This is a genomic window from Aggregatibacter sp. (genome assembly GCF_057314075.1).
Window position 1 is genome coordinate 346,575 of the sequence record NZ_DBHLAR010000004.1, and the last position, 21,561, is coordinate 368,135.

Annotated in this window: 21 protein-coding genes and 1 tRNA gene; 13 read left to right on the top strand and 9 right to left on the bottom strand. The window is 43.9% G+C overall.

Annotated features, from left to right (window positions below; all coding sequences use genetic code 11):
• Positions 1-2: 2 nt before the first annotated feature.
• The 4 genes from ribD to ACO5E4_RS03305 all read right to left on the bottom strand — a co-directional run bounded on the left by ribD (position 3) and on the right by ACO5E4_RS03305 (position 3,699).
• Complete coding sequence (gene ribD, locus ACO5E4_RS03290) at positions 3-1,127, bottom strand: bifunctional diaminohydroxyphosphoribosylaminopyrimidine deaminase/5-amino-6-(5-phosphoribosylamino)uracil reductase RibD (RefSeq protein WP_485862056.1); 1,125 nt, start codon at positions 1,125-1,127, stop codon at positions 3-5.
• Positions 1,127-1,579 carry a transcriptional regulator NrdR gene (nrdR, locus tag ACO5E4_RS03295; protein WP_048750527.1) on the bottom strand — a complete coding sequence of 151 codons (453 nt, stop codon included), beginning with the start codon at positions 1,577-1,579 and terminating at the stop codon, positions 1,127-1,129. Before nrdR ends, ribD begins: the two co-directional genes overlap by 1 nt.
• Positions 1,580-1,712: 133 nt before the next feature.
• On the bottom strand, positions 1,713-2,801 hold the full coding sequence (gene rlmM, locus ACO5E4_RS03300; protein ID WP_314954883.1) for a 23S rRNA (cytidine(2498)-2'-O)-methyltransferase RlmM: 1,089 nt from the start codon (positions 2,799-2,801) through the stop codon (positions 1,713-1,715).
• Positions 2,794-3,699: a transcriptional regulator GcvA gene (locus tag ACO5E4_RS03305; RefSeq protein WP_314954886.1), complete on the bottom strand. Its 906-nt coding sequence runs from the start codon at positions 3,697-3,699 to the stop codon at positions 2,794-2,796. Before ACO5E4_RS03305 ends, rlmM begins: the two co-directional genes overlap by 8 nt.
• Positions 3,700-4,159: 460 nt before the next feature.
• Between ACO5E4_RS03305 and ACO5E4_RS03310 the strand changes: the two genes are divergently transcribed.
• The gene (locus ACO5E4_RS03310) at positions 4,160-5,179 is read left to right on the top strand and encodes a branched-chain amino acid aminotransferase (RefSeq protein ID WP_314954889.1); all 1,020 of its coding nucleotides are present in this window, start codon (positions 4,160-4,162) and stop codon (positions 5,177-5,179) included.
• A gap of 114 nt (positions 5,180-5,293) precedes the next feature.
• On the opposite strand, the gene mdh is transcribed toward ACO5E4_RS03310, so the two are convergent.
• Positions 5,294-6,229: a malate dehydrogenase gene (gene mdh / locus ACO5E4_RS03315; protein ID WP_314954891.1), complete on the bottom strand. Its 936-nt coding sequence runs from the start codon at positions 6,227-6,229 to the stop codon at positions 5,294-5,296.
• Positions 6,230-6,483: 254 nt separating this feature from the next.
• Between mdh and argR the strand changes: the two genes are divergently transcribed.
• The 10 genes from argR to ACO5E4_RS03365 all read left to right on the top strand — a co-directional run bounded on the left by argR (position 6,484) and on the right by ACO5E4_RS03365 (position 16,064).
• Complete coding sequence (gene argR / locus ACO5E4_RS03320; protein ID WP_314954894.1) at positions 6,484-6,951, top strand: transcriptional regulator ArgR; 468 nt, start codon at positions 6,484-6,486, stop codon at positions 6,949-6,951.
• Between the two features lie 24 nt (positions 6,952-6,975).
• A complete protein-coding gene (locus ACO5E4_RS03325) occupies positions 6,976-7,869 on the top strand; it encodes a TIGR01777 family oxidoreductase (RefSeq protein ID WP_314954896.1) in 894 nt (297 codons plus the stop codon).
• Between the two features lie 153 nt (positions 7,870-8,022).
• Positions 8,023-8,604, top strand: coding sequence for an electron transport complex subunit RsxA (gene rsxA, locus ACO5E4_RS03330; protein ID WP_314954899.1), 582 nt, complete (start codon positions 8,023-8,025; stop codon positions 8,602-8,604).
• Entirely contained in the window at positions 8,604-9,197 is a 594-nt protein-coding gene (rsxB, locus tag ACO5E4_RS03335) for an electron transport complex subunit RsxB (protein ID WP_290522171.1), read from the top strand. The genes rsxA and rsxB overlap by 1 nt, the downstream gene beginning before the upstream one ends.
• Complete coding sequence (gene rsxC, locus ACO5E4_RS03340; RefSeq protein WP_485862057.1) at positions 9,198-11,600, top strand: electron transport complex subunit RsxC; 2,403 nt, start codon at positions 9,198-9,200, stop codon at positions 11,598-11,600.
• A gap of 10 nt (positions 11,601-11,610) precedes the next feature.
• Positions 11,611-12,702: an electron transport complex subunit RsxD gene (gene rsxD, locus ACO5E4_RS03345; RefSeq protein WP_314954906.1), complete on the top strand. Its 1,092-nt coding sequence runs from the start codon at positions 11,611-11,613 to the stop codon at positions 12,700-12,702.
• Between the two features lie 9 nt (positions 12,703-12,711).
• On the top strand, positions 12,712-13,323 hold the full coding sequence (rsxG, locus tag ACO5E4_RS03350) for an electron transport complex subunit RsxG (RefSeq protein WP_485862058.1): 612 nt from the start codon (positions 12,712-12,714) through the stop codon (positions 13,321-13,323).
• A complete protein-coding gene (locus ACO5E4_RS03355) occupies positions 13,323-14,039 on the top strand; it encodes an electron transport complex subunit E (RefSeq protein WP_485862059.1) in 717 nt (238 codons plus the stop codon). Before rsxG ends, ACO5E4_RS03355 begins: the two co-directional genes overlap by 1 nt.
• Entirely contained in the window at positions 14,039-14,674 is a 636-nt protein-coding gene (nth, locus tag ACO5E4_RS03360) for an endonuclease III (protein ID WP_485862060.1), read from the top strand. The genes ACO5E4_RS03355 and nth overlap by 1 nt, the downstream gene beginning before the upstream one ends.
• A gap of 16 nt (positions 14,675-14,690) precedes the next feature.
• Entirely contained in the window at positions 14,691-16,064 is a 1,374-nt protein-coding gene (locus tag ACO5E4_RS03365; RefSeq protein ID WP_485862061.1) for a sodium-dependent transporter, read from the top strand.
• Positions 16,065-16,121: 57 nt separating this feature from the next.
• Here the strand turns inward: ACO5E4_RS03365 and ACO5E4_RS03370 are convergent, their stop codons facing one another.
• From ACO5E4_RS03370 to ACO5E4_RS03385, 4 genes are all read right to left on the bottom strand, one after another.
• Entirely contained in the window at positions 16,122-18,065 is a 1,944-nt protein-coding gene (locus ACO5E4_RS03370; RefSeq protein WP_485862062.1) for an ABC transporter ATP-binding protein, read from the bottom strand.
• 101 nt (positions 18,066-18,166) lie between these two features.
• The gene (locus tag ACO5E4_RS03375) at positions 18,167-19,519 is read right to left on the bottom strand and encodes an anti-phage deoxyguanosine triphosphatase (RefSeq protein ID WP_485862063.1); all 1,353 of its coding nucleotides are present in this window, start codon (positions 19,517-19,519) and stop codon (positions 18,167-18,169) included.
• Between the two features lies 1 nt (position 19,520).
• Entirely contained in the window at positions 19,521-20,216 is a 696-nt protein-coding gene (locus ACO5E4_RS03380) for a CidB/LrgB family autolysis modulator (RefSeq protein WP_485862064.1), read from the bottom strand.
• A complete protein-coding gene (locus ACO5E4_RS03385; protein WP_314954922.1) occupies positions 20,213-20,623 on the bottom strand; it encodes a CidA/LrgA family protein in 411 nt (136 codons plus the stop codon). Before ACO5E4_RS03385 ends, ACO5E4_RS03380 begins: the two co-directional genes overlap by 4 nt.
• A gap of 260 nt (positions 20,624-20,883) precedes the next feature.
• On the opposite strand from ACO5E4_RS03385, the gene ACO5E4_RS03390 reads away from it, so the two are divergent.
• Positions 20,884-20,969 (top strand) — tRNA-Leu (locus tag ACO5E4_RS03390).
• Between the two features lie 113 nt (positions 20,970-21,082).
• Positions 21,083-21,559, top strand: coding sequence for a thermonuclease family protein (locus ACO5E4_RS03395; protein WP_485862077.1), 477 nt, complete (start codon positions 21,083-21,085; stop codon positions 21,557-21,559).
• Positions 21,560-21,561: the final 2 nt, after the last annotated feature.

Consider the following 21,561-nt stretch of genomic DNA (forward strand, 5'->3'; position numbering starts at 1 on the left):
CCTCATTTTCTTATATAAATTAACTTGAGATCGTCTCCGACAGGCTCGCAAGATTGCAGTTGCCATAAAGGCGCATCAACGAGTTGAGTTAAATTAGGCAAATGGCATAAATCTCTGGCTTGATCGCCTAATAATTTTGGCGCCATATAAATAATCAGTTCATCCACCAGATTTTCAGCAATTAATGCGCCCGCCAACGTCGCGCCCGCTTCCACCCAAAGGGTATTAATTTGGCGTTTGCCTAATGCCGACATCAAGGCTTGTAAACGAGTTTCACCTTGATTTCGGTCTAATTGTAAGTACTCGGTAAAGACCGGAAAGCCCGCAAGGGGATAATCATCTTCGCCCACCAACCAAACCGGTGATTCCGTTGAAAACACCTTAAAATCCGACCGCACTTTATGACTATAATCCAAAATGACACGCACCGGTTGGCGTAATTTTTCTTGTGGATAGTCGGCTTTTACGTTAGATGGTAATTCTTCCCAACGTACATTTAAACTTGGATCATCCGCCAGCACGGTTTGTGAAGTCGATAAAATCGCAGAAGCCTTGGCGCGATATTGCTGGACATCCGCCCTTGCCTGTGCGCCGGTAATCCATTTGCTTTCACCACTTGCCATGGCGGTTTTGCCGTCAATACTCATGGCCAGTTTTAACTGTACGAAAGGCTTGCCTGTACGCATGCGTTTTAAAAAGCCTTTATTCAGCTGTTCGGCATTTTCTTCTAATAATCCCACCGCACTTTGAATGTCTGCGTCGCTTAAAATCTGTAGCCCTTTACCGGCGACTTGGGGGTTAGGATCGCACATTGCTGCAATCACTTTACTCACGCCGGCTTCAACCAAGCCTTTCGCACAAGGCGGCGTACGCCCAAAATGCGAACAAGGCTCTAAGGTGACATAAGCGGTTGCGCCACGGGCATTTTCGCCGGCTTCACGTAATGCCATGACTTCTGCGTGTGGCTCACCGGCTTTCGCATGAAATCCTTTGCCGACCACCTTGCCATCTTTCACCAAAACACAGCCCACGGAAGGATTTGGGGTTGTAGTGAACTCGCCCTGTTTGGCTAAATCAAGCGCCAGTTGCATAAAAGCAACATCTTGCGGGCTAAATGGTTCGTTCATTAATGATCCTTTAAGTTTTCGATTTCTTGACTAAATTGGTTGATGTTATCAAAACTCAAATAGACGGAGGCAAAACGGATATACGCCACTTTATCTAAATGCTTTAATTCTTCCATCACTAACGTGCCCACCAGTTGACTCGGCACTTCGCGCTCGCCGGTCGCACGCAATTTATGAATAATGCGACTAATGGCTTTTTCCACATCGTCTGCACTCACAGGGCGTTTTTCCAAGGCATGTTGAATACCACGACGTAATTTATCTTCATTAAACGGCTCTCGATTGCCGTTATTTTTAATCACTTTCGGCACAATCAATTCTGCCGTTTCAAAGGTCGTAAAACGTTCGTGACACTGACCGCACTCTCTACGGCGACGCACCTGAAAACCGTCAGACACCAAACGACTGTCGATCACTTTGGTTTCTTCTGTCGAACAAAAAGGACAACGCATACTTGTCTCCCATCATAAATAGCGAAAAAAACAACCGCACTTTGGCGTAAATAGCGCGGTTATTTTACAAATTATTTGCACAAAGTGCGGTATAAAAAACAAAAATTTTTAAGTTTTACTTCACGCTAATCGTTTATAGCAAACGCAAGTAAACCGTGATTTCTTCTCGATCGTGATACAGGTGTTTTGCCTGTAACTGGAATTTTAGCCCCTGTTGGGACAATTTATCCGCAATCAATTGCAGACATTGTTGCACTTCCGCATAGCGTTTTTTCATCGGCAGCTTCAAATTAAAGATCATGCTGTGACACCAACCGTTCAACAGCCATTTCACCATTAACTCGGCAATTCTGCTTGGCTGCTCTACCATGTCGCACACCAGCCAATCAATTTTACGTCGTTTCGGCGGCTGAAACTTAAAACCGTCTTCCGCACAATGCTCAATGCGTCCCGTATCATGCAAACTAGCTGCCATTTTGCCGTGATCAACGGCATATACAAATAAACCACGTTTCACTAACTGATACGTCCAACCGCCCGGGCAAGCGCCAAGATCCACGGCATACATGGTTTCGTTAAGTAATTCGGCTTCTTTTTGGCGCGGAATAAAATTCAAAATGGCTTCTTCCAATTTTAATGTCGAACGGCTTGGTGCATCGGCAGGAAATTTTAAACGTTGAATGCCCATTAAGTGCGCAGCATGATTGTGATTGTAAGAGTAGCCCACATAACAAGCATTATTTTGTAAGAAAAAAACATGTAATGTCAGACCGCACTTTAGGTGATTTTTGGCACTCAGCCAGCCTTGCTTTTTCAACGCTTGGCGCAGTGGCACAGTGAATTTACGGCAAAATCCCAGTAATTCTTTTGCTTCATTCGTATCGGCGGTTTCTACCCATAATTCATTGCTGTTTGTTAATGGAATGCTTTCCGCAATTTGCTGATATTGTTGAAGAATCGGGGTAATGCGGTCCTGTTGCGGTAAATCCGTCAGCAAATCAGAAACCACGATCATTTGACGTGCAAAAATCAGCTGTTGAAAGGGCAATTCTCGCGCCAATAAATCTGCCTCACCGGGCTGATAGCATTCAAAAATCACATAGCCGCTGTTTTCGGTGACGCGGGCGAAGCCAAAGACGCCTTTTTCTGCTGCTTTATCAGTGATTTCTGCCGCCAACTCGCGCTCAAATCCCATCCGACAATATAATGCCAACTTATTCATTTTCTTGTTTATTTTCTTCTTGATTAATGGTTTGAATAATCCAGGAACGAAACGCCACAATGCGCTCATCATTACTGTTATCTAAATGATTGACCACATAAAAGGATTTCGGATCCCGCAAATGGGGATCAAATACCGGTTGTAAATTGCCGTTGTCCAACTCTTGTTGCGCTAAAATACGATTGGCAAGCACGATGCCTTGTTCATGAATTGCCGCCTGCAACGCCATGAACGTATGACTAAAGATTGGGCCTTGCTGAATATTTAATTCCTCCAACGCCAAAGAATTCGCCATATGTTGCCAATTATCGCGGGTATGAATGTGCAACAAGGTATGCTGTTTTAAATCCTGTGGTTGATGAATTGGCTTTTGTGCCAATAACTTCGGTGAGGCGAGAATGAGCAAATCTTCTTCCACCAAGGGATCCACTTGTAAGTTATCCCAGTTGCCTTTGCCGTAATAAATCGCAATATCAATATCTTGGCTGAGCAAGCCTTCATCTTGATCGACCCCTTTTAAGCGCACTTCAATGTCGGGATACAATTTATTAAATTCGCTCAAACGAGGTACCAGCCATTGAATACCGAAGGTTTGCGGCACGCTGATGGTTAAATGTTTATCATTTTTTAAGGCCAGCAATTTATCCGTTGCCTCAACCAAACGATGTAAGATTTTCGTGATATCGGCATAATAGGCTTTGCCAAAATCCGTTAATTCCAGCGCACGATTTTTGCGTTTAAATAACGCAACGCCTAAGAAATTTTCCAAAATTTTTATTTGATGGCTAATCGCTGCTTGCGTCACAAACAATTCATCTGCCGCTTTTGTGAAACTTAAAAATCTGGCGGCAGATTCGAATGCTTTGAGCGAATTTAAAGGAGGCAAACGTTTATACATGTTATTTCCCAATGATTCATTTCTTAGAAAAAATTTAGATCAGATTATTTTTTTTTATCAAGCTAATAAAAAAATCTCTTTTGCCCGTTATGTGTATTCTACTTAAAATGAGACCATACTTAAGTCACAATTTCTTGATTGTTAAGATTTTCGAATTAAGTATGATGTTGTGTTTGCATATTATTTGGTTTTTCCAAACCAAAGTAACGAAAGTTACTCTTTCTTTTCATTTCCTGTATATTCGGCATTTTTGCCAGACACCGCTCCCAAAAAGAGCGGTGTTTTTTATAGGTGATTTTAACATAGTTCTGCCGCCATTTCCTGCCCTATTCATATCATCCAAACGGGAGTCTTCCTATTTAAACTTTTCATTTGTTTTTATGACTAAAATATTTTCAATCCCGATGGAATGGTGTAGATTAAAAATGATTTAAATCGCAACCTATATTAAGGAAATAGCATGTCAGACTTACTTGATTGGAAAAATCTCGGATTCAGTTATATCAAAACAGATTATCGTTTTATCGCCCGTTGGAAAGACGGCAAATGGGACAACGGTGAATTAACTACAGATAGCACATTACATATTCACGAAGGTTCTACAGCACTGCATTACGGACAACAATGTTTTGAAGGCTTAAAAGCGTACCGTTGCAAAGACGGGTCAATCAACCTTTTCCGTCCGGATCAAAACGCGAAACGTATGCAAAACACCTGTGATCGCCTGTTAATGCCACAAGTGCCGACAGAGTTATTTATTCGCGCCTGTAAAGAAGTGGTTAAAGCCAACGAAAAATGGGTTGCTCCTTATGGCACCGGTGCCACACTTTATTTGCGTCCATTCGTTATCGGCGTTGGTGAAAACATTGGTGTACGTCCTGCACCGGAATACCTTTTCTGTGTGTTCTGTTGTCCTGTAGGCGCTTATTTCAAAGGTGGTATGAAACCGTCTAATTTCTTGGTAACCGATTATGACCGTGCAGCACCGCATGGTACTGGTGGCGTCAAAGTCGGCGGAAACTACGCAGCAAGCCTATTACCACATGAACTTGCCGCTGAACGCAAATTTGCCGATGCCATTTATCTTGATCCGAAAACCCACACCAAAATTGAAGAAGTGGGCGCAGCAAACTTCTTCGGCATCACGCGCGATAACAAATTCATCACGCCACTTTCGCCATCTATTTTACCAAGTATCACCAAATACTCGCTGCTCTATTTAGCCAAAGAACGCTTAGGCATGGAAACCATTGAAGGTGATGTCTATATCAATGAATTAGATCAATTCGCCGAAGCGGGCGCTTGTGGCACGGCAGCAGTCATCTCACCAATCGGGGGTATTCAATATGGCGATGACTTCCACGTTTTCTATTCAGAAACCGAGGTGGGGCCAATCACCAAACGACTTTATGAAGAACTTACCGGCATCCAGTTCGGTGATGTAGAAGCGCCTGAAGGCTGGATTGTAAAAGTGGACTAATTTCTGCTTTCCAAAGGATAAAAGTGCGGTCGAATTTAACCGCACTTTTTATTTACATCCGATAAAAAATCCCCATAACCTTAAAAATACGGGGATTTTAAATTTTTGGTTGAATTATGGATTAACGAATTTTTCGCCTAATTCAATATCTGCACGTAATGTCGGCAGCATCGCCTCTAATGCCTGTTGCTCAAAGGCGCTGAGTTTGCCGATTGGCAGAATTTCTTCTACGCCTTCTTTACCAAAACGAACCGGTTGTGCAAAGAAACGGGCATATTTGCCATCGCCTTCCACATAGCTACATTCAATCACCGTTTCGCCTTGTAATCCACGGACTACCGCATTTGCAAAACGTGCTGCCGCTTGAGCCATGGATAAGGTTGCAGAACCGCCACCGGCTTTGGCATTCACCACTTCAGTACCGGCGTTTTGAATACGTTTAGTTAATGGCTCAATTTCTTCCTCTTTCCATTCAGCGTATGGCACTTGAGATAATAAAGGAAGAATGGTCACACCGGAGTGTCCACCAATCACCGGCACGGTTGTACGAGACACACTTAAGCCTTTTAATTCAGACACAAAGGTTTCAGAACGAAGAACATCAAGTGTAGTAACACCAAATAATTTACGTTTGTCATAAACACCGGCTTTTTTCAAGACTTCTGCCGCAATCGCCACGGTCGTATTTACCGGGTTGGTAATGATACCAATGCAAGCTTTCGGACAGGTCGCTGCGACTTTTTCAATTAAGTTGCGTACGATGCCTGCGTTAATATTGAATAGATCTGAGCGATCCATTCCCGGTTTACGGGCTACGCCGGCAGAAATCAGCACAACATCCGCGCCTTTTAATGCAGGTGTTGGATCCTCCCCTGCAAATCCCTCCACTTTAACCGCGGTTGGAATGTGGCTAACATCCACAGCAACGCCCGGAGTTACCGGTGCAATATCATAAAGTGATAGCTCGGAACCTGCCGGCAACTGTAGTTTCAGCAATAATGCTAATGCTTGACCGATACCGCCTGCGGCACCTAAAACTGCAACTTTCATTTCATTCTCCTCATGTCGTAAGAAATGGATAGTTAAAAATTTGTAAAAATTGTACGCCTACCAACTTTCAAATTCAAACAGACAAATTCAAATGTGCGATCTAACTCAAATTTTTTCTTTTTTTCCGTAAAAAGGACCATAAAAAACATCTTAAACTTCCACCGCACTTTCACCTCCTAAAGCAAATATTTATTTGCTAAAAACGCTATTTTTATGCAAAATTCAACCACTTTAATCTGATAAGAGAAAGACTCATGTTAAACGAAAATCCCGATAGCTTAACAAGAGCATTCAAAGAGCTATTGCGTCAAGAAAAATACGGTTCACAAAGTGAAATTGTCACCGAATTACACAAAATGGGATTTAGCACGATTAATCAATCTAAAGTGTCCCGTATGCTCAGTAAATTTGGTGCAGTTCGCACCCGTAATACCCGCATGGAAATGGTATATTGCCTACCAAGTGAGTTAAGTGTGCCAAATACGCGGAGTTCCTTAAAAGATTTAGTGTTAGACATTGATCATAACAATATGCTGATCGTCATCCGCACGACGCCGGGCGCAGCACAACTTATCGCACGTCTCTTAGACTCAGTGAGTAAAATGGAAGGAATTCTGGGCAATATTGCCGGGGATGACACTATTTTTGTGACACCAACTAAAGAAACCGACATCAATAACTTAGTGTTGCGTATTCAAAATTTATTTGAAAATACCCTTTAAGTTCGAGCAAAACAGAAAAACCACATGAAAATTCTCATTACTGGGGCTACCGGTTTTATCGGAAGTGCATTAATTCCTTCGTTATTGGCGAAAAATCATCAAATTACCGCCTTGGTGCGCCATCCGGCAAAAGCCAAACAGCAACTCCCCTATCCCATTGAATTCATTAATACGTTGGATTACTTTCAGCATTTTAATCAATTTGATGCGGTCATTAATTTAGCCGGAGAACCAATATTTTCTCGTCGCTGGACAGCCCACCAAAAAGAACGGTTAGAATCTAGCCGCATTTCATTAACAGAAAAACTGGCACACCTGATAAATCGTAGCGATGATCCGCCGCAATGTTTTATTTCCGGTTCAGCCACCGGTTATTACGGTGATTGTGGCGAGCAACTGATTGACGAAAATACACCGCCGGCAGATCATTTTGCCGCTTGTTTATGCCAGCATTGGGAAACTGCAGCTTTAAAAGCAAATACGCGAGTATGCCTTGTACGCACCGGCATAGTTCTTGGTACTCAGGGCGGTGCATTGGCGAAAATGTTGCCGTTATATGGTTGCGGACTGGGTGGCAAATTGGGCTCCGGCAAGCAGTTCTGGGGGTGGATTGCCTTAGCAGATATGGTGCGTGGTATTTTATTTTTATTGGAAAATGCCGATTGCCGTGGCGCATTTAATTTTGTTGCACCACATGCAATACGTAACGCCGAATTTAATGTGTTATTAGGCAAAACGTTACACCGTCCTCACATTGCAACCGCGCCTGCGTTTATGCTGAAACTGTTACTCGGCGAACGTGCAAATTTATTGCTCGACAGTCAAAATCTCGTACCGCAACATTTGCTAGCTCAAGGGTTTCAGTTTGAACACCCTAATCTTGCTCAATTCATCCTGAAAGAAATCGCCGTTAAATAAAATCTCTCGAATTTTCCACCGCACTTTTCCAAAATACGCTTTTTGACGTATAAAAAAGTGCGGTGGTTTTTGCTAGAATTTCTCCCAATTTTTTATTGTTCTTAAGCCCATAAATAGCGATAATACACCGCTTATACGAACGAATTGAACACTATGACACATTATATTTTATTGATTATCGGCACTGCATTGATTAATAACTTCGTGCTGGTCAAATTTCTCGGACTCTGCCCTTTTATGGGGGTCTCAAAAAAAATCGAAACCGCTATCGGCATGGGCTTGGCAACAACCTTTGTGCTAACGGTGGCGGCGCTTTGTTCTTATTTAGTGGATCATTATATTCTCGCGCCATTAAACGCAATATTTTTACGCACACTCGTTTTTATTTTAGTCATCGCCGTAGTGGTGCAATTTACTGAAATGGCGATTCACAAAACCAGCCCAACTTTATATCGTTTGCTGGGTATTTTCCTGCCGCTTATTACCACCAACTGTGCGGTACTTGGTGTGGCGTTGTTAAACGTGAATCTTGCGCATAATTTAACGGAATCGGTGGCTTACGGCTTTGGTGCCTCTGCCGGTTTTGCCTTAGTTTTAGTCTTGTTTGCCGCATTGCGTGAACGCTTGGTTGCCGCCAGTGTGCCGATGCCGTTTCGTGGTGCCTCTATTGCCTTGATTACGGCAGGCTTAATGTCGCTCGCCTTCATGGGCTTTACCGGATTGGTGAAACTATAATGGCAACTTTCTATTACGTTCTCATTGCCATTGTCATATTGGCGCTGATTTTCGGCGCCATCTTGGGCTTTGCATCCGTAAAACTAAAAGTTGAAGCAGATCCCATTGTCGAAAAAATCGATGCGATTTTACCGCAAAGCCAATGTGGCCAATGTGGCTATCCCGGTTGCAGACCTTATGCTGAAGCCATTGCCAACGGCGATGTGATTACCAAATGTATTCCCGGCGGCAGACCCACCGTCATTAAAATCGCCGAATTGCTTGGCGTTGAACCGCCGGAAACCGATAATTTAGCCGAAGATCCTGCGCCGAAAGTCGCCTTTATTGATGAAAATATGTGTATCGGCTGCACCAAATGCATTCAGGCGTGTCCGGTAGATGCCATTATCGGCAGCAATAAACTCATGCACACGATTATTCCCGATTTATGTACCGGCTGTGAGCTTTGTGTTGCGCCCTGCCCGACCAGCTGTATTTCCATGATTAAAGTCGAAAAAAATATTGATACTTGGGATTGGAAATTCGATCCTAATCTAGTGATTCCGATTGTTGATACCACATCGGCAGAGAAGAAAATCATTGTGGGGAAATAAATGGCGGATGTATTAACACGTTTCAACAGTGGCAAACTTTGGGAATTTGACGGTGGCATTCATCCGCCGGATATGAAGGCCCAATCTAATGGTACGCCCATTCGCACGCTCCCCCTACCCGATGATTTTTATGTGCCGATAAAACAACACGCCGGTACTGCAGGAAACCTGTTGGTAAAACCTGGAGATCAGGTTCTCAAAGGGCAACCTCTGACGCAAGGCAATGGCTTGCAAAGCTTACCTGTTCATGCACCTACCTCCGGTACAGTGATTGATATCGCGCCTTATGTCGCGCCACATCCATCCGGGCTGACAGAAACCTGCGTGCATATCAAAGCAGACGGCTTGGATCAATGGCGTCCACAAGTGCCAATCGAAGATTTTTTCACCCAAACGCGGGAACAGCTCATTGAAAAAATTTATCAGGCAGGCATCGCAGGCTTAGGTGGTGCAGTTTTCCCCACTGCGGCGAAAATTCATTCGGCTGAAAAACAGGTCAAACTGTTGATTATTAACGGGGCAGAATGTGAACCCTACATCACCTGCGATGATCGCTTAATGCGCGATCGTGCCGATGAAATCATCGAGGGTGTGCGTATTCTGCGTTATATTTTACGCCCTGAAAAAGTCGTTATCGCCGTAGAAGACAATAAATTAGAGGCCGTCTCCGCCTTAGAACACGCTTTACATGGCGCAAATGACATTGACATCCGTATCATTCCGACAAAATATCCGTCCGGTGCGGCAAAACAACTTATCCAAGTGCTAACAGGTATGGAAGTGCCAAGCGGACAACGCTCTTCCAGCATTGGCGTCCTCATGCAAAATGTGGGAACCGCCTTTGCTATTAAACGCGCCGTACTTGATGACGAGCCTTTAATTGAACGTGTTGTTACCCTCACCGGTGATAAAATTCCAAACAAAGGCAATTATTGGGCGCGCTTCGGCACCCCGATTTATCATCTATTGCGTGAAACCGGCTACCAATATGACGATCGCTTTCCGGTCTTTATGGGCGGCCCAATGATGGGCGTGATTTTACCGGATTTAAATGCGCCGATGTCTAAAGTCGCAAACTGCTTATTGGCACCGGATCATTTTGAATATGCACCACCGGAACCGGAAAAAAGCTGTATTCGTTGTTCTGCCTGTTCCGATGCTTGCCCGGTAAAACTGATGCCGCAGCAACTCTATTGGTTTGCCCGCAGTGAAAATCACGAAAAGTCGGAAGAATATTCTCTCAAAGACTGTATCGAATGTGGTGTGTGCGCCTATGTTTGCCCGAGCCACATTCCACTGATTCAATATTTCCGTCAAGAAAAAGCCAAAATTTGGGAAATCAAACATAAAGCAAAATTAGCCGAAGAGGCGAAGATCCGTTTTGAACAACGCCAAGCCCGCCTAGAACGGGAAGAACAAGAACGCAAAGCGCGCTCTCAACGCGCCGCCGCAGCACGCCGTGAAGAATTAGCACAACAAAAAGGCGTCGATCCGGTCACCGCCGCCTTAGAACGTTTAAAAGCGAAAAAAGCGGAAGCTGCAGAAAATGCGCCAACTGAGCAAAAAACCCTTATTGATGAAAAAGGTCATATCCAGCCTGACAATAGCGACATCATGGCACAACGCAAGGCGCGCCGATTAGCCCGTCAAGCAGAACAGGCGGAGACTGCCGCTTTAAGTACTGCTGAAACTACCCAAAGTGCGGTTCAAATTTCCGATGAAAATTCAGCAGAAGCAGATCCACGCAAAGCCGCCATAGCTGCCGCACTCGCCCGTGCTAAAGCCAAAAAAGCGGCACAGCAAGGGGACACGGTCGCTTCAAGTACCGCTGAAACTGCTCAAAGTGCGGTTCAAATTTCAGATGAAAATCCAGCGGAAGCAGATCCACGCAAAGCCGCCATTGCTGCCGCTATCGCCCGTGCTAAAGCCAAAAAAGCGGCACAGCAAGGGGACGCGGTCGTTTCAAGTGCACCTGAAACTGCTCAAAGTGCGGTTCAAATTTCCGATGAAAATCCGGCAGACACGGATCCGCGCAAAGCCGCCATTGCCGCCGCACTCGCCCGTGCTAAAGCGAAAAAAGCAGCACAGCAAGGGGACGTAGTCGTTTCAAGTGCGGCTGAAACTGCTCAAAGTACGGTTCAAATTTCAGATGAAAATCCAACAGAAACGGATCCACGCAAAGCCGCCATTGCGGCTGCTATCGCCCGTGCTAAAGCGAAAAAAGCAGCACAGCAAGGAGATGCGGTCGCTTCAAGTTCCTCTGAAACAGCCCAAAGTGCGGTTCAAATTTCCGATGAAAATCCAGCAGAAACGGATCCACGCAAAGCCGCCATTGCCGCCGCTATCGCCCGCGCTAAAGCCAAAAAAGCAGCTCAGCAAGCCCAACAAAATGAACAGCATTAAGGAATAACCCATGTTTAAGATGATAAGTTCACCCCATACTCATTCGGGAAAACTCACCATGCGAATTATGCTTTGGGTGATGTTAGCCATGCTGCCGGCGATGGCATTACAAGTGCATTACTTCGGCGTTGGCGTGCTGATTCAAGCCGCCTTGGCAATCAGTTTTGCTTTGGTGCTGGAATTGTTGGTGACTTTTTTGCGCAAACAACCGCCCTTAAGTTACCTTTCCGATTTGAGTGTAATTTTGACCGCACTGATTCTTGCAGTGGCGATTCCGCCTTATGCGCCTTATTGGATTATTCTTATTGGTACATTTTGTGCGGTTATTTTAGGCAAACATGTTTATGGCGGGTTAGGACAAAATCCCTTTAACCCTGCGATGGTGGGATATGTCGTGTTGCTCGTCTCCTTTCCATTACAAATGACCAGCTGGATGCCGCCCATTGCCTTATTAGCAGAGCCCCCTACACTGGAGGATGCATGGCAATTAATTTTTACCGGATTAACCACCGATGGTTTTAGCCTGCATCAATTAACGGCGTCCATTGACGGCATTACGCAAGCGACACCGTTAGATACCGTACGAACCTTTTATTCTTCTGCAGGCTCCTGCATAACCGATGCGATATGTTCCGAAGCGGCATTTTATGAATTGACTAACTTACCGATTTTCACACAAAACGGTTGGGATTTCGCGCAAGGTTGGTGGCAAATTAACTTGGCCTTTTTACTGGGAGGCATCTTTTTAATACTGAAAAAGGTGATTCACTGGCAAATTCCGGTCGCGATGCTAGGCAGTTTTGCACTATTGAGCTTGCTCACCGAACTCTTCGGCAACGGTGCGCACTTAACCGCACCGGCACAGTTATTCAGCGGTGCCATGATGTTCGGTGCATTTTTTATCGCCACTGATCCTGTTACCGCCTCTATTACGCCACGAGGCAAATTGGTATTTGGTGCATTGGTGGGATTATTCGTTTATTTAATTCGGTTTTATGGCAACTACCCTGACGGCGTGGCATTTGCCGTCTTGCTCAGCAACATTTGCGTGCCGTTAATCGATCATTACACCCGTCCACGGGTCGCCGGTCATCGTGGATAAGGAGACATCATGCAAACAATTAAAATTACCTCCAAATACGGCGTGTTATTGGCTTTTGTGGCATTTTGTTGCACAGCAATTTCGAGCGGCATTTATTTTCTCACGAAAGATAAAATCGATCAGGCAATGCAAGCGCAACAACGGGCGTTATTATTACAAGTGATTCCACAGGATTATTTTACGAATGATTTAACGCAAGATTGCTACACGCCGAAAAACCACGCTTTACAAAACGTGGATATTCAGAAAATCTGTATGGCAAAAAAAGACAGCAAGATTACCGCTTATGCCTTTGAAAGTGTGGCACATGACGGTTATTCCGGTGACATTCGTATTTTAGTCGGCATGAAACCGGACGGCGAAGTGCTTGGTGTGCGCATTACAGAACATCATGAAACGCCGGGCTTAGGCGATAAAATCGAAACGCGTATTTCCAATTGGATTTTGAGCTTTGATCATCAAGTCATCAGCCAAGAGAAAGCGGCAGAATGGGCAGTCAAAAAAGACGGCGGTAAATTCGATCAATTCGCTGGGGCGACAATCACGCCGCGCGCTGTGGTCAATCAAGTAAAACGCGCTGCACTTGCTATGTTGGATAATTTACCGAAAGAGAAAGAATAATGGATAAACGAGATGAAATAACTGAAGCGCCGGCAGAAAGCCAATCTGTCGAAAATAAAAGTGCGGTGACAATTCCAAATGAAAAAAGCATTTGGAAAACCATTTTCGTTCAAGGTATTTGGACGAATAACTCCACGGTGGTGCAATTGCTGGGATTGTGTCCGCTACTTGCTGTGTCCAATACGGCAACGAATGCCCTGGGTTTAGGTTTAGCCACCATGCTGGTGCTCACCTGTACCAATACGGTCATATCGATTTTTCGTCAACATATTCCCAACGAAATTCGGATTCCGATTTACGTCATGATCATTGCCACGACGGTTACTGTGGTGCAGTTACTGATGAATGCTTATACTTACCCGCTTTACCAATCACTCGGTATTTTTATTCCGCTGATTGTGACCAACTGTATTGTGATCGGGCGGGCGGAAGCCTTTGCCTCAAAGAACAGTATCGCCCATTCTGCCTTTGATGGTTTTTCCATGGGATTAGGGATGTTATGCGGCTTGGTCGCATTAGGTGCCCTACGTGAAGCGATCGGCAACGGTACGTTATTTGACGGCATCGAAAACTTATTGGGCAACTGGGCAACCTTTATGCGCATTGAATTGTTCCACAACGACAGCAATTTGTTATTGGCCATTCTCCCACCGGGTGCATTTATCGGACTGGCATTGTTATTAGCCTTAAAAAATCTCATAGACAGTAAAAAATAATGAATAAAGAAAAAAGAATTGAAATTCTAAGACGTCTGCGTGCTGCCAATCCGCACCCAACCACGGAACTGAATTTTAGCTCGCCCTTTGAATTATTAATTGCCGTGATTTTGTCAGCACAAGCCACTGACAAAGGGGTAAATAAAGCGACAGATAAACTCTTTCCTATCGCCAATACACCGCAAGCGATTTTGGCGTTGGGCGTGGATGGCTTAAAAGAATACATCAAAACGATTGGCCTATTTAATAGCAAAGCAGAAAATATCATCAAAACCTGCCGTGATTTAATTGAAAAACACCACGGTGAAGTGCCTGAAGATCGCGAAGCGTTAGAAGCCCTTGCCGGCGTAGGAAGAAAAACGGCCAATGTGGTATTAAATACCGCATTTGGACATCCGACTATCGCCGTGGATACCCATATTTTTCGCGTCTGTAACCGTACCGGCTTTGCGCCCGGCAAAGATGTGGTGAAAGTCGAAGAAAAATTGATAAAAGTGGTTCCTGCCGAATTTAAGGTGGATGTACACCACTGGTTAATTTTGCATGGACGATATACTTGCGTGGCGCGCAAACCTCGCTGCGGTGCGTGCATCATTGAAGATTTGTGCGAATATAAAAATAAAACAGAATATTAAAAATACAGGAAAACTTATGACAACACCAAAATCAGAACGACAAACCTGGTCCAGTCGTTTAACTTATGTACTTACCGTTGCCGGCGCAACCGTCGGTTTTGGCGCAACATGGCGCTTTCCCTATTTGGTGGGAGAAAACGGTGGCGGTGCCTATGTATTGCTATTTTGCATTGCGATGATTGTCATTGGTATTCCAATGATTTTAGTAGAAAACGTGATTGGTCGTCGTTTACGGGTCAACTCCATTGATGCCTTTGGCGATAAAATTTTAGATAAAGGCAAAGGAATTTCTAAATCTTGGAAACTGCTTGGTTATATGGGGCTTCTCGGTGCGTTCGGGATCATGGCGTATTACATGGTACTTGGCGGTTGGGTGATTACCTATATCATTAATCTCATCAGTGGTACGCTTGATATTTCTACGCCCATCACCAAAGATGTCGCAAAAGATTTCTACGATTTACACATCAGTAACAGCCCGGTTGAAATCATTATTTACACCGCACTTTTTGTACTCGTCAATTACATTATTTTGGCAAAAGGCATTATCGGTGGTATTGAACGCTCCGTGAAATACTTAATGCCATTGCTGTTTATTTTCTTGATTGGCATGGTTATTCGTAATATTACCTTGCCGGGGGCAATGGAAGGTATCACCTTTTACCTCAAACCGGATTTTTCTAAAATTACTCCAAAATTATTTGTTTTCGTGTTGGGACAAGTTTTCTTCGCTTTAAGCTTAGGTTTCGGTGTGTTAATCACCCTTTCCAGCTACTTAAATAAAGAAGAAAATTTAATCCAAACCGCCGTTATCACCGGCTTCACTAACACCATTATCGCCGTGTTAGCCGGCTTTATGATTTTCCCGTCTTTGTTTACCTTTGGCATTGAACCGAATGCCGGCCCAACATTGGTATTCCAAAGTTTGCCGATTGTGTTCTCCCATTTATGGGCGGGTAAATTCTTTGCGATTATCTTCTTTGGCTTATTGCTGATTGCCGCATTGACCACGTCTATCACCATTTATGAAGTGATCATCACGGCCTTACAAGAAAAACTCAGAATGCGCCGTAGCAAAGCCATTATTCTAACGCTCAGCGGAATTTTTCTCTTAGGCAACCTGCCGTCTATTTTAGGGGATAATCTTTGGAAAGACGTCACCTTCTTCGGCAAAAGCATTTTCGATGCCTTTGATTTCGTTAGTGGCAATATTCTGTTTATGCTTACTGCCCTTGGTTGCGCGTTTTTCGTGGGTTTCGTGTTAAAAGACGACGCAAAAAAAGAACTGTCGCCAACGCCAGATTCTACTTTTACCAAACTTTGGTTTAACTACGTGAAATTTGTCGTGCCGTTTATTATTTTGGTGATTTTTATTAGTAATCTGATTTAACAAAAAAAGTGCGGTGAAAATCCACCGCACTTTTTTATTTCATATCAAACAATTTAGCTATTTCCCTTCCGCCACATTTTTCTTTTCTTCCAATGCTTCCCAACGCATAAATGCTGTTTCTAGTTCGGCTTCAGCGTCAGCCAAGGCTTTCAGCTTGCCATCCGTCACATCGTGAGCTTGTTGGAAGAAACTCGGATCACCAATTTCGGTTTGAAGTGCGGTGATTTTTTCTTCTAACTCTTCCAACAGTTGCGGGAGTTGTTCCAGTTCACGCTGTTCTTTGTAAGAAAGTTTGACGGATTTGGGTTTATTGGAAACAGCTTTATTTTCCACCGCACTTTCTTCTTTTTTCGACTCAACTTTTTTCTGTTTTTCTGCGTTCTGTTCTGCTTTTTGAGTAAAATAATTGGCTTGTTGCTGTTTGGCATCGAAGAAGCCACCAACATATTTATTCAACACGCCATCGCCTTCAAAGATGTAGCATTCCGTCGCGGTGTTATCGATGAATTGACGGTCGTGGCTGACGATGAGTAATGTGCCTTGGTAGTCGGTGAGAATTTCTTCCAAAAGCTCCAAGGTTTCGACGTCCAAGTCATTGGTCGGTTCATCGAGAATCAATAAGTTATTTGGTTTTAATAATAATTTTGCTAATAACAAGCGATTACGTTCACCACCAGAAAGGGCTTTTACTGGCGTCATAGCACGTTTCGGTGGGAACAAGAAATCTTGCAAATAGCCCAACACATGGCGCTTGATGCCGTTGACTTCCACGTCCTGCTTACCGTCGGCAACGTTATCCATCACGGATTTTTCCGGATCGAGATCGGCACGATATTGATCAAAATAGGCAATCTCTAATTTGGTACCACAGCGTATGGATCCACTTGTAGGTTGAATTTCGCCGAGTAGCAATTTGATAAAGGTGGTTTTACCACACCCGTTCGGGCCGACTAAAGCGATTTTGTCGCCGCGTAAAATGGTGGTGCTAAAATCGTTAAGTAATTGTTTGCCGTCAATGTCGTAACTGACGTTTTCCATTTCAAATACGATTTTGCCGGAGCGGCTGGACGTGTCTAATTGCAATTTTGCGGTGCCCATCACGTCACGACGTTGGCGACGTTCTTCGCGCATGGCTTTTAACGCGCGCACGCGTCCTTCATTACGGGTGCGACGGGCTTTAATGCCTTGGCGAATCCAGACCTCCTCTTGCGCTAAGCGTTTATCAAATAACTCATTTTGTAACGCTTCTACCCGCAAGTTTTCTTCTTTCGCGGTAAGGTATAAATCGTAGTTGCCGGGGTAAGACACCAATTTGCCGCGATCTAAATCCACGATGCGAGTCGCCATTTTGCGAATGAAAGAACGATCGTGAGAAATAAACACAATGCTCCCGCCAAATTCCATCAGGAAATTTTCCAGCCATTCGATGGCATCCACATCCAAGTGGTTAGTCGGCTCATCTAACAACAACACATCCGGGTTACACACTAAGGCGCGCGCCAAAGCGGCTTTACGCAACCAACCACCGGATAAATCAGCAAGTTTCGTATTCGGATTTAATTCAAGTTTTTGTAACACTTCATTGATTTTATTTTCAAACTGCCAGCCGTTGGCGTGTTCCAATTTCGCTTGAATTTGAGCGAGTTGGTTTAACGTCTGCTCGCTGTAATGCTGCTCTAGCTGCACGGAAATATAATGGTATTCCTTCAATAAATCCGCCAAATGCTCAATCCCTTCCGCCACATAATCAAACACATTGCCTTCCGCATGGCGCGGCGGATCCTGCTCTAAACGGGACACAACCAAGTCTTTTTCATACTGTACTTTGCCGTCATCCATGATGACATCACCGGCAATAATTTTTAGCAACGTAGATTTGCCGGCGCCATTGCGACCGACTAAACACACGCGCTCATTAGGCTCAATATGTAGTTCGGCATGATCCAATAAAGGAGCATCGCTGAAAGAAAGATATCCGTTAGTTAAACTAATAAGTGCCACAAAAAAATCCTATAAAAATGAAAAAATAGTGATGAAATAGCTTATGCATCGACAAGCTCAGCAAGCGTCATTTCATATTAATGATAAATAACGACCGCACTTTAAAGTTGCTGATACACCTTCAATGCATACGCATCCGACATGCCGGCAATGTAATCGCAAATCACGCGTTTTTTACCGTTTTCTTCTGCATTCCGCCAGCGGTTGGCGGTGTTGGTTGGGAGTAATCGTTGCGGATCCGAATCAAAAATTTGGAACAGCTCCGTCAAAATACGCTGACCTTTATATTCTACACGTTGCGTTTCCACGTTATTAATCACGTATTTCTGGACAAAATTTTTGAATACTTTTAGCACGCCCACCACTTCCAACGGTAATTCCGCGTTATAACGCAACAGCGGATCGCTAAATTCAGGTTGAGTTTTCCAACGCACATTGGTGATGAAATAATTCACTAACGCACCGATAGCGTTTTTACGTAAGTAATGTTGATCAGAAAACAGTTTTGCACTGATATCGTCAATATGTTGTCGCATCCAATCTGATTGACAGTCTTTCAATGCATTCAAGGCCTCTTGCCATTGCTGCACATTGACAACACCAACGACGATGGCATCTTCCAAATCATGCACACCATAAGCGATATCATCCGCCAGCTCCATAATGCTACAGTCGAGGGATTTAAAACGAGTCTTTAAAATCTCTTGCGGATCTGACCGCACTTTTTGGAGTGAACCGAATAACGCACGATCACGTTCAGAAAGCGGTTCGAGCAACCAGTTAAACATGTCAAGATCATCACGGAATAATCCTTTCCCCGGTCGCCAGTCAGCGATTTTGACATAACGAGGATCACTGTGTTGACTTTCCGCGAATTGATCATATTGCGCGGAAGAGAGATCCAAAATAGTCGGGTATTTCACAATGCCAAGAATGGTGCGACGGGTTAAATTCATCCCCGCATTGGGCGTGTAAGGTTCAAGCTTAGTAAGCAAGCGAAATGTCTGTGCGTTCCCCTCAAAACCGCCATTATTGCGCATCATATAATTGAGTGCCACTTCGCCACCATGCCCAAAAGGCGGATGGCCGATGTCGTGCGCAAAACATAAACTTTCGATTAAATCATTGGTGGGTAACAAAGGGCTCAGTTGCTTCTGCAACTCGCTTTTATCCAAAGACAGTTGTTGTGCCAAGGTGACAAAGGCTTCAGCAAATTTGAGTTGCGCCACAAGGCTGCTGCCGATTTGTGCCACTTCCAAAGAGTGGGTTAATCGAGTGCGGTAAAAATCATTTTCGCCCACAGCATGAATTTGCGTTTTTGCCTGTAAACAGCGAAAAGCGGCGGAATGGAGAATACGCCCGCGATCACGACGGAATGGCGGACGGTGGTCTTTTTCCCGTGGTTTATCATCGATAAAACGCTGCTGCCAACGGGGATTAATTTGATTTTTCATGCTATACCAACGCGTAGATCAATTTGAAGACAAGAGGTGCCAAAATTGAGCTAATGATACCGCACAATACTAAAGAAATGGAACTGTAACTCCCTGCTTTTGCATTATTTTCCATGCAACTTACCGTGCCTAGCGCATGTGAAATCGCCCCGACGGATAAACCGATCGCTTCTTGATTTTTTAAACCGATTTTATTCAAGAGTAAATAGCCAAAAATCGATCCTTGCAGACCTGCAACAACGACACCCACCGCAGCAACGGAAGGAATCCCGCCCAAATTTTCAGATACTGCCATGGCAATCGGTGTGGTAATGGATTTCGGTAAAATGGTCGCCACAATATCCGGTTTCGCGCCAAGAAGTAACGCCAATACCGCACCACTAAACATGGCTAAGAGAGACGCGGACACAGTGGTAATTAAAATAATCTGCCAGTGACGACTAATTTGTCGAAGTTGCTCATATAATGGCACTGCCAATGCCACAATACTAACGCCTAACAAATTATTCAGCGGCGCATTACCGACCATATAGTTATCATAAGGCAAATGAAAGACCAGCAAGACAGCCACTAACATTAATACGGTTAACACAAAGCTATTTAATACCACCGATTTCCAGCGTTGATTGATTTTCACGGCCAACGTGAAAGCTAAAATTGTCAATAACGTATATGCATAAACAAGATAAGACATCATTCCTCCTTCGCCCGTTTTTTCATGATTTTATGTTTGAGGTGCGTAAAGGATTTGAGGGAAAACAAATAATCAGAAAGTAAACCGATTACAACCAAGGTGACGCAAGTACTGACAATATTCGGCAACAACAATTCTTTCATTTGATCCATGAGCAAACCGGAGTATTTGATGATTCCCACACTGACCGGCACAAACAAAAGCGCCATATAACGAATTAAAAGACGAGAGGAAAATATCACCCACTCCACTTTGACGATACGCAAAATTAAGCAGGTAAACAGCAGTAATAACCCCCAAATACTCGATGGAATACCAATAGGTACGTAATGGGCGACTAAACCGCCAAGATAGAGCATAAGATAAAGAATGAGCAACGATCTTGCTAATTCAAACGCTTTCCGATACATAAATAAACTCAACTTTTTTTTAAACTTTAAAATAAAGATGCAAAGTCATTCTACGCCTATTTTAGTACTTAGGGGGAGTTTTTTATTCAAAATAAGGGAAAATAAAGCCAGAAAAAGGAAAAGTGCGATCAACATTTCACAGATAAAAATCATCAAATGTGTTGAATTTTATACAGTTAAATAAAATTACAAAGTTTTTACTTGCAACTGAAATACGATCCCTTATAATACCGCTCGTTTTTACGAGACTTATCAGTGTTGCCTGGGTGGCGAAATTGGTAGACGCAGCGGATTCAAAATCCGCCGTTGAATAAACGTGTCGGTTCGAGTCCGACCCTAGGCACCAACGATAAGTTTCTGAAGAATAAAAGCTGCGGTAAAACGCAGCTTTTTTTGTAATTGAATCTTCCTTTCCACTTAAAATTTACCGAGAAAAACGACCGCACTTTTAATGCGATAATGATTATGCCACAAGGATTTTTCTGCATTCTACTGTTGCTGTTCTCTTTTACGCTTCAGGCAAAAATGCTTGCCTGTCGTGTTGTAAGCATTACTGATGGCGACACCTTTACCTGCCTAACCACAAATAACCAACAGATAAAAGTACGTTTAGCCGAAATTGACGCACCTGAACATCATCAACCTTTCGGTAAAAAATCTCGTCAACGACTTGCTTCACTCATTCACCAACGACATGTCAAACTGGCAGTAACAGGAGAAGAGCGTTATCATCGCACGTTAGCCACGGTATATAATTCCCAAGGGCAAAATGTCAATTTAATCATGGTGCAACAAGGCATGGCCTGGGCATATAAACAATATGCAACGACACCTATTTATGCCCAAGCCGAACAAATTGCCCGAAATAAACGCCTTGGTTTATGGCAGGATCGTTCTCCAATTGAACCGCACTTATGGCGTCATTCCAAAAGGTAAGT

Coding starts and splice junctions, on each gene's coding strand:
- ACO5E4_RS03395 (WP_485862077.1), top strand. CDS start 21,083: ATGATTATGCCACAAGGATTTTTCTGCATTCTACTGTTGCTGTTCTCT.
- rsxB (WP_290522171.1), top strand. CDS start 8,604: ATGGCAACTTTCTATTACGTTCTCATTGCCATTGTCATATTGGCGCTG.
- ACO5E4_RS03375 (WP_485862063.1), bottom strand. CDS start 19,519: ATGAAAAATCAAATTAATCCCCGTTGGCAGCAGCGTTTTATCGATGAT.
- ACO5E4_RS03325 (WP_314954896.1), top strand. CDS start 6,976: ATGAAAATTCTCATTACTGGGGCTACCGGTTTTATCGGAAGTGCATTA.
- rlmM (WP_314954883.1), bottom strand. CDS start 2,801: ATGAATAAGTTGGCATTATATTGTCGGATGGGATTTGAGCGCGAGTTG.
- ACO5E4_RS03365 (WP_485862061.1), top strand. CDS start 14,691: ATGACAACACCAAAATCAGAACGACAAACCTGGTCCAGTCGTTTAACT.
- rsxD (WP_314954906.1), top strand. CDS start 11,611: ATGTTTAAGATGATAAGTTCACCCCATACTCATTCGGGAAAACTCACC.
- mdh (WP_314954891.1), bottom strand. CDS start 6,229: ATGAAAGTTGCAGTTTTAGGTGCCGCAGGCGGTATCGGTCAAGCATTA.
- nrdR (WP_048750527.1), bottom strand. CDS start 1,579: ATGCGTTGTCCTTTTTGTTCGACAGAAGAAACCAAAGTGATCGACAGT.
- ACO5E4_RS03385 (WP_314954922.1), bottom strand. CDS start 20,623: ATGTATCGGAAAGCGTTTGAATTAGCAAGATCGTTGCTCATTCTTTAT.
- nth (WP_485862060.1), top strand. CDS start 14,039: ATGAATAAAGAAAAAAGAATTGAAATTCTAAGACGTCTGCGTGCTGCC.
- ACO5E4_RS03355 (WP_485862059.1), top strand. CDS start 13,323: ATGGATAAACGAGATGAAATAACTGAAGCGCCGGCAGAAAGCCAATCT.
- rsxC (WP_485862057.1), top strand. CDS start 9,198: ATGGCGGATGTATTAACACGTTTCAACAGTGGCAAACTTTGGGAATTT.
- ACO5E4_RS03310 (WP_314954889.1), top strand. CDS start 4,160: ATGTCAGACTTACTTGATTGGAAAAATCTCGGATTCAGTTATATCAAA.
- argR (WP_314954894.1), top strand. CDS start 6,484: ATGTTAAACGAAAATCCCGATAGCTTAACAAGAGCATTCAAAGAGCTA.
- rsxG (WP_485862058.1), top strand. CDS start 12,712: ATGCAAACAATTAAAATTACCTCCAAATACGGCGTGTTATTGGCTTTT.
- ACO5E4_RS03380 (WP_485862064.1), bottom strand. CDS start 20,216: ATGATGTCTTATCTTGTTTATGCATATACGTTATTGACAATTTTAGCT.
- rsxA (WP_314954899.1), top strand. CDS start 8,023: ATGACACATTATATTTTATTGATTATCGGCACTGCATTGATTAATAAC.
- ACO5E4_RS03305 (WP_314954886.1), bottom strand. CDS start 3,699: ATGTATAAACGTTTGCCTCCTTTAAATTCGCTCAAAGCATTCGAATCT.
- ribD (WP_485862056.1), bottom strand. CDS start 1,127: ATGAACGAACCATTTAGCCCGCAAGATGTTGCTTTTATGCAACTGGCG.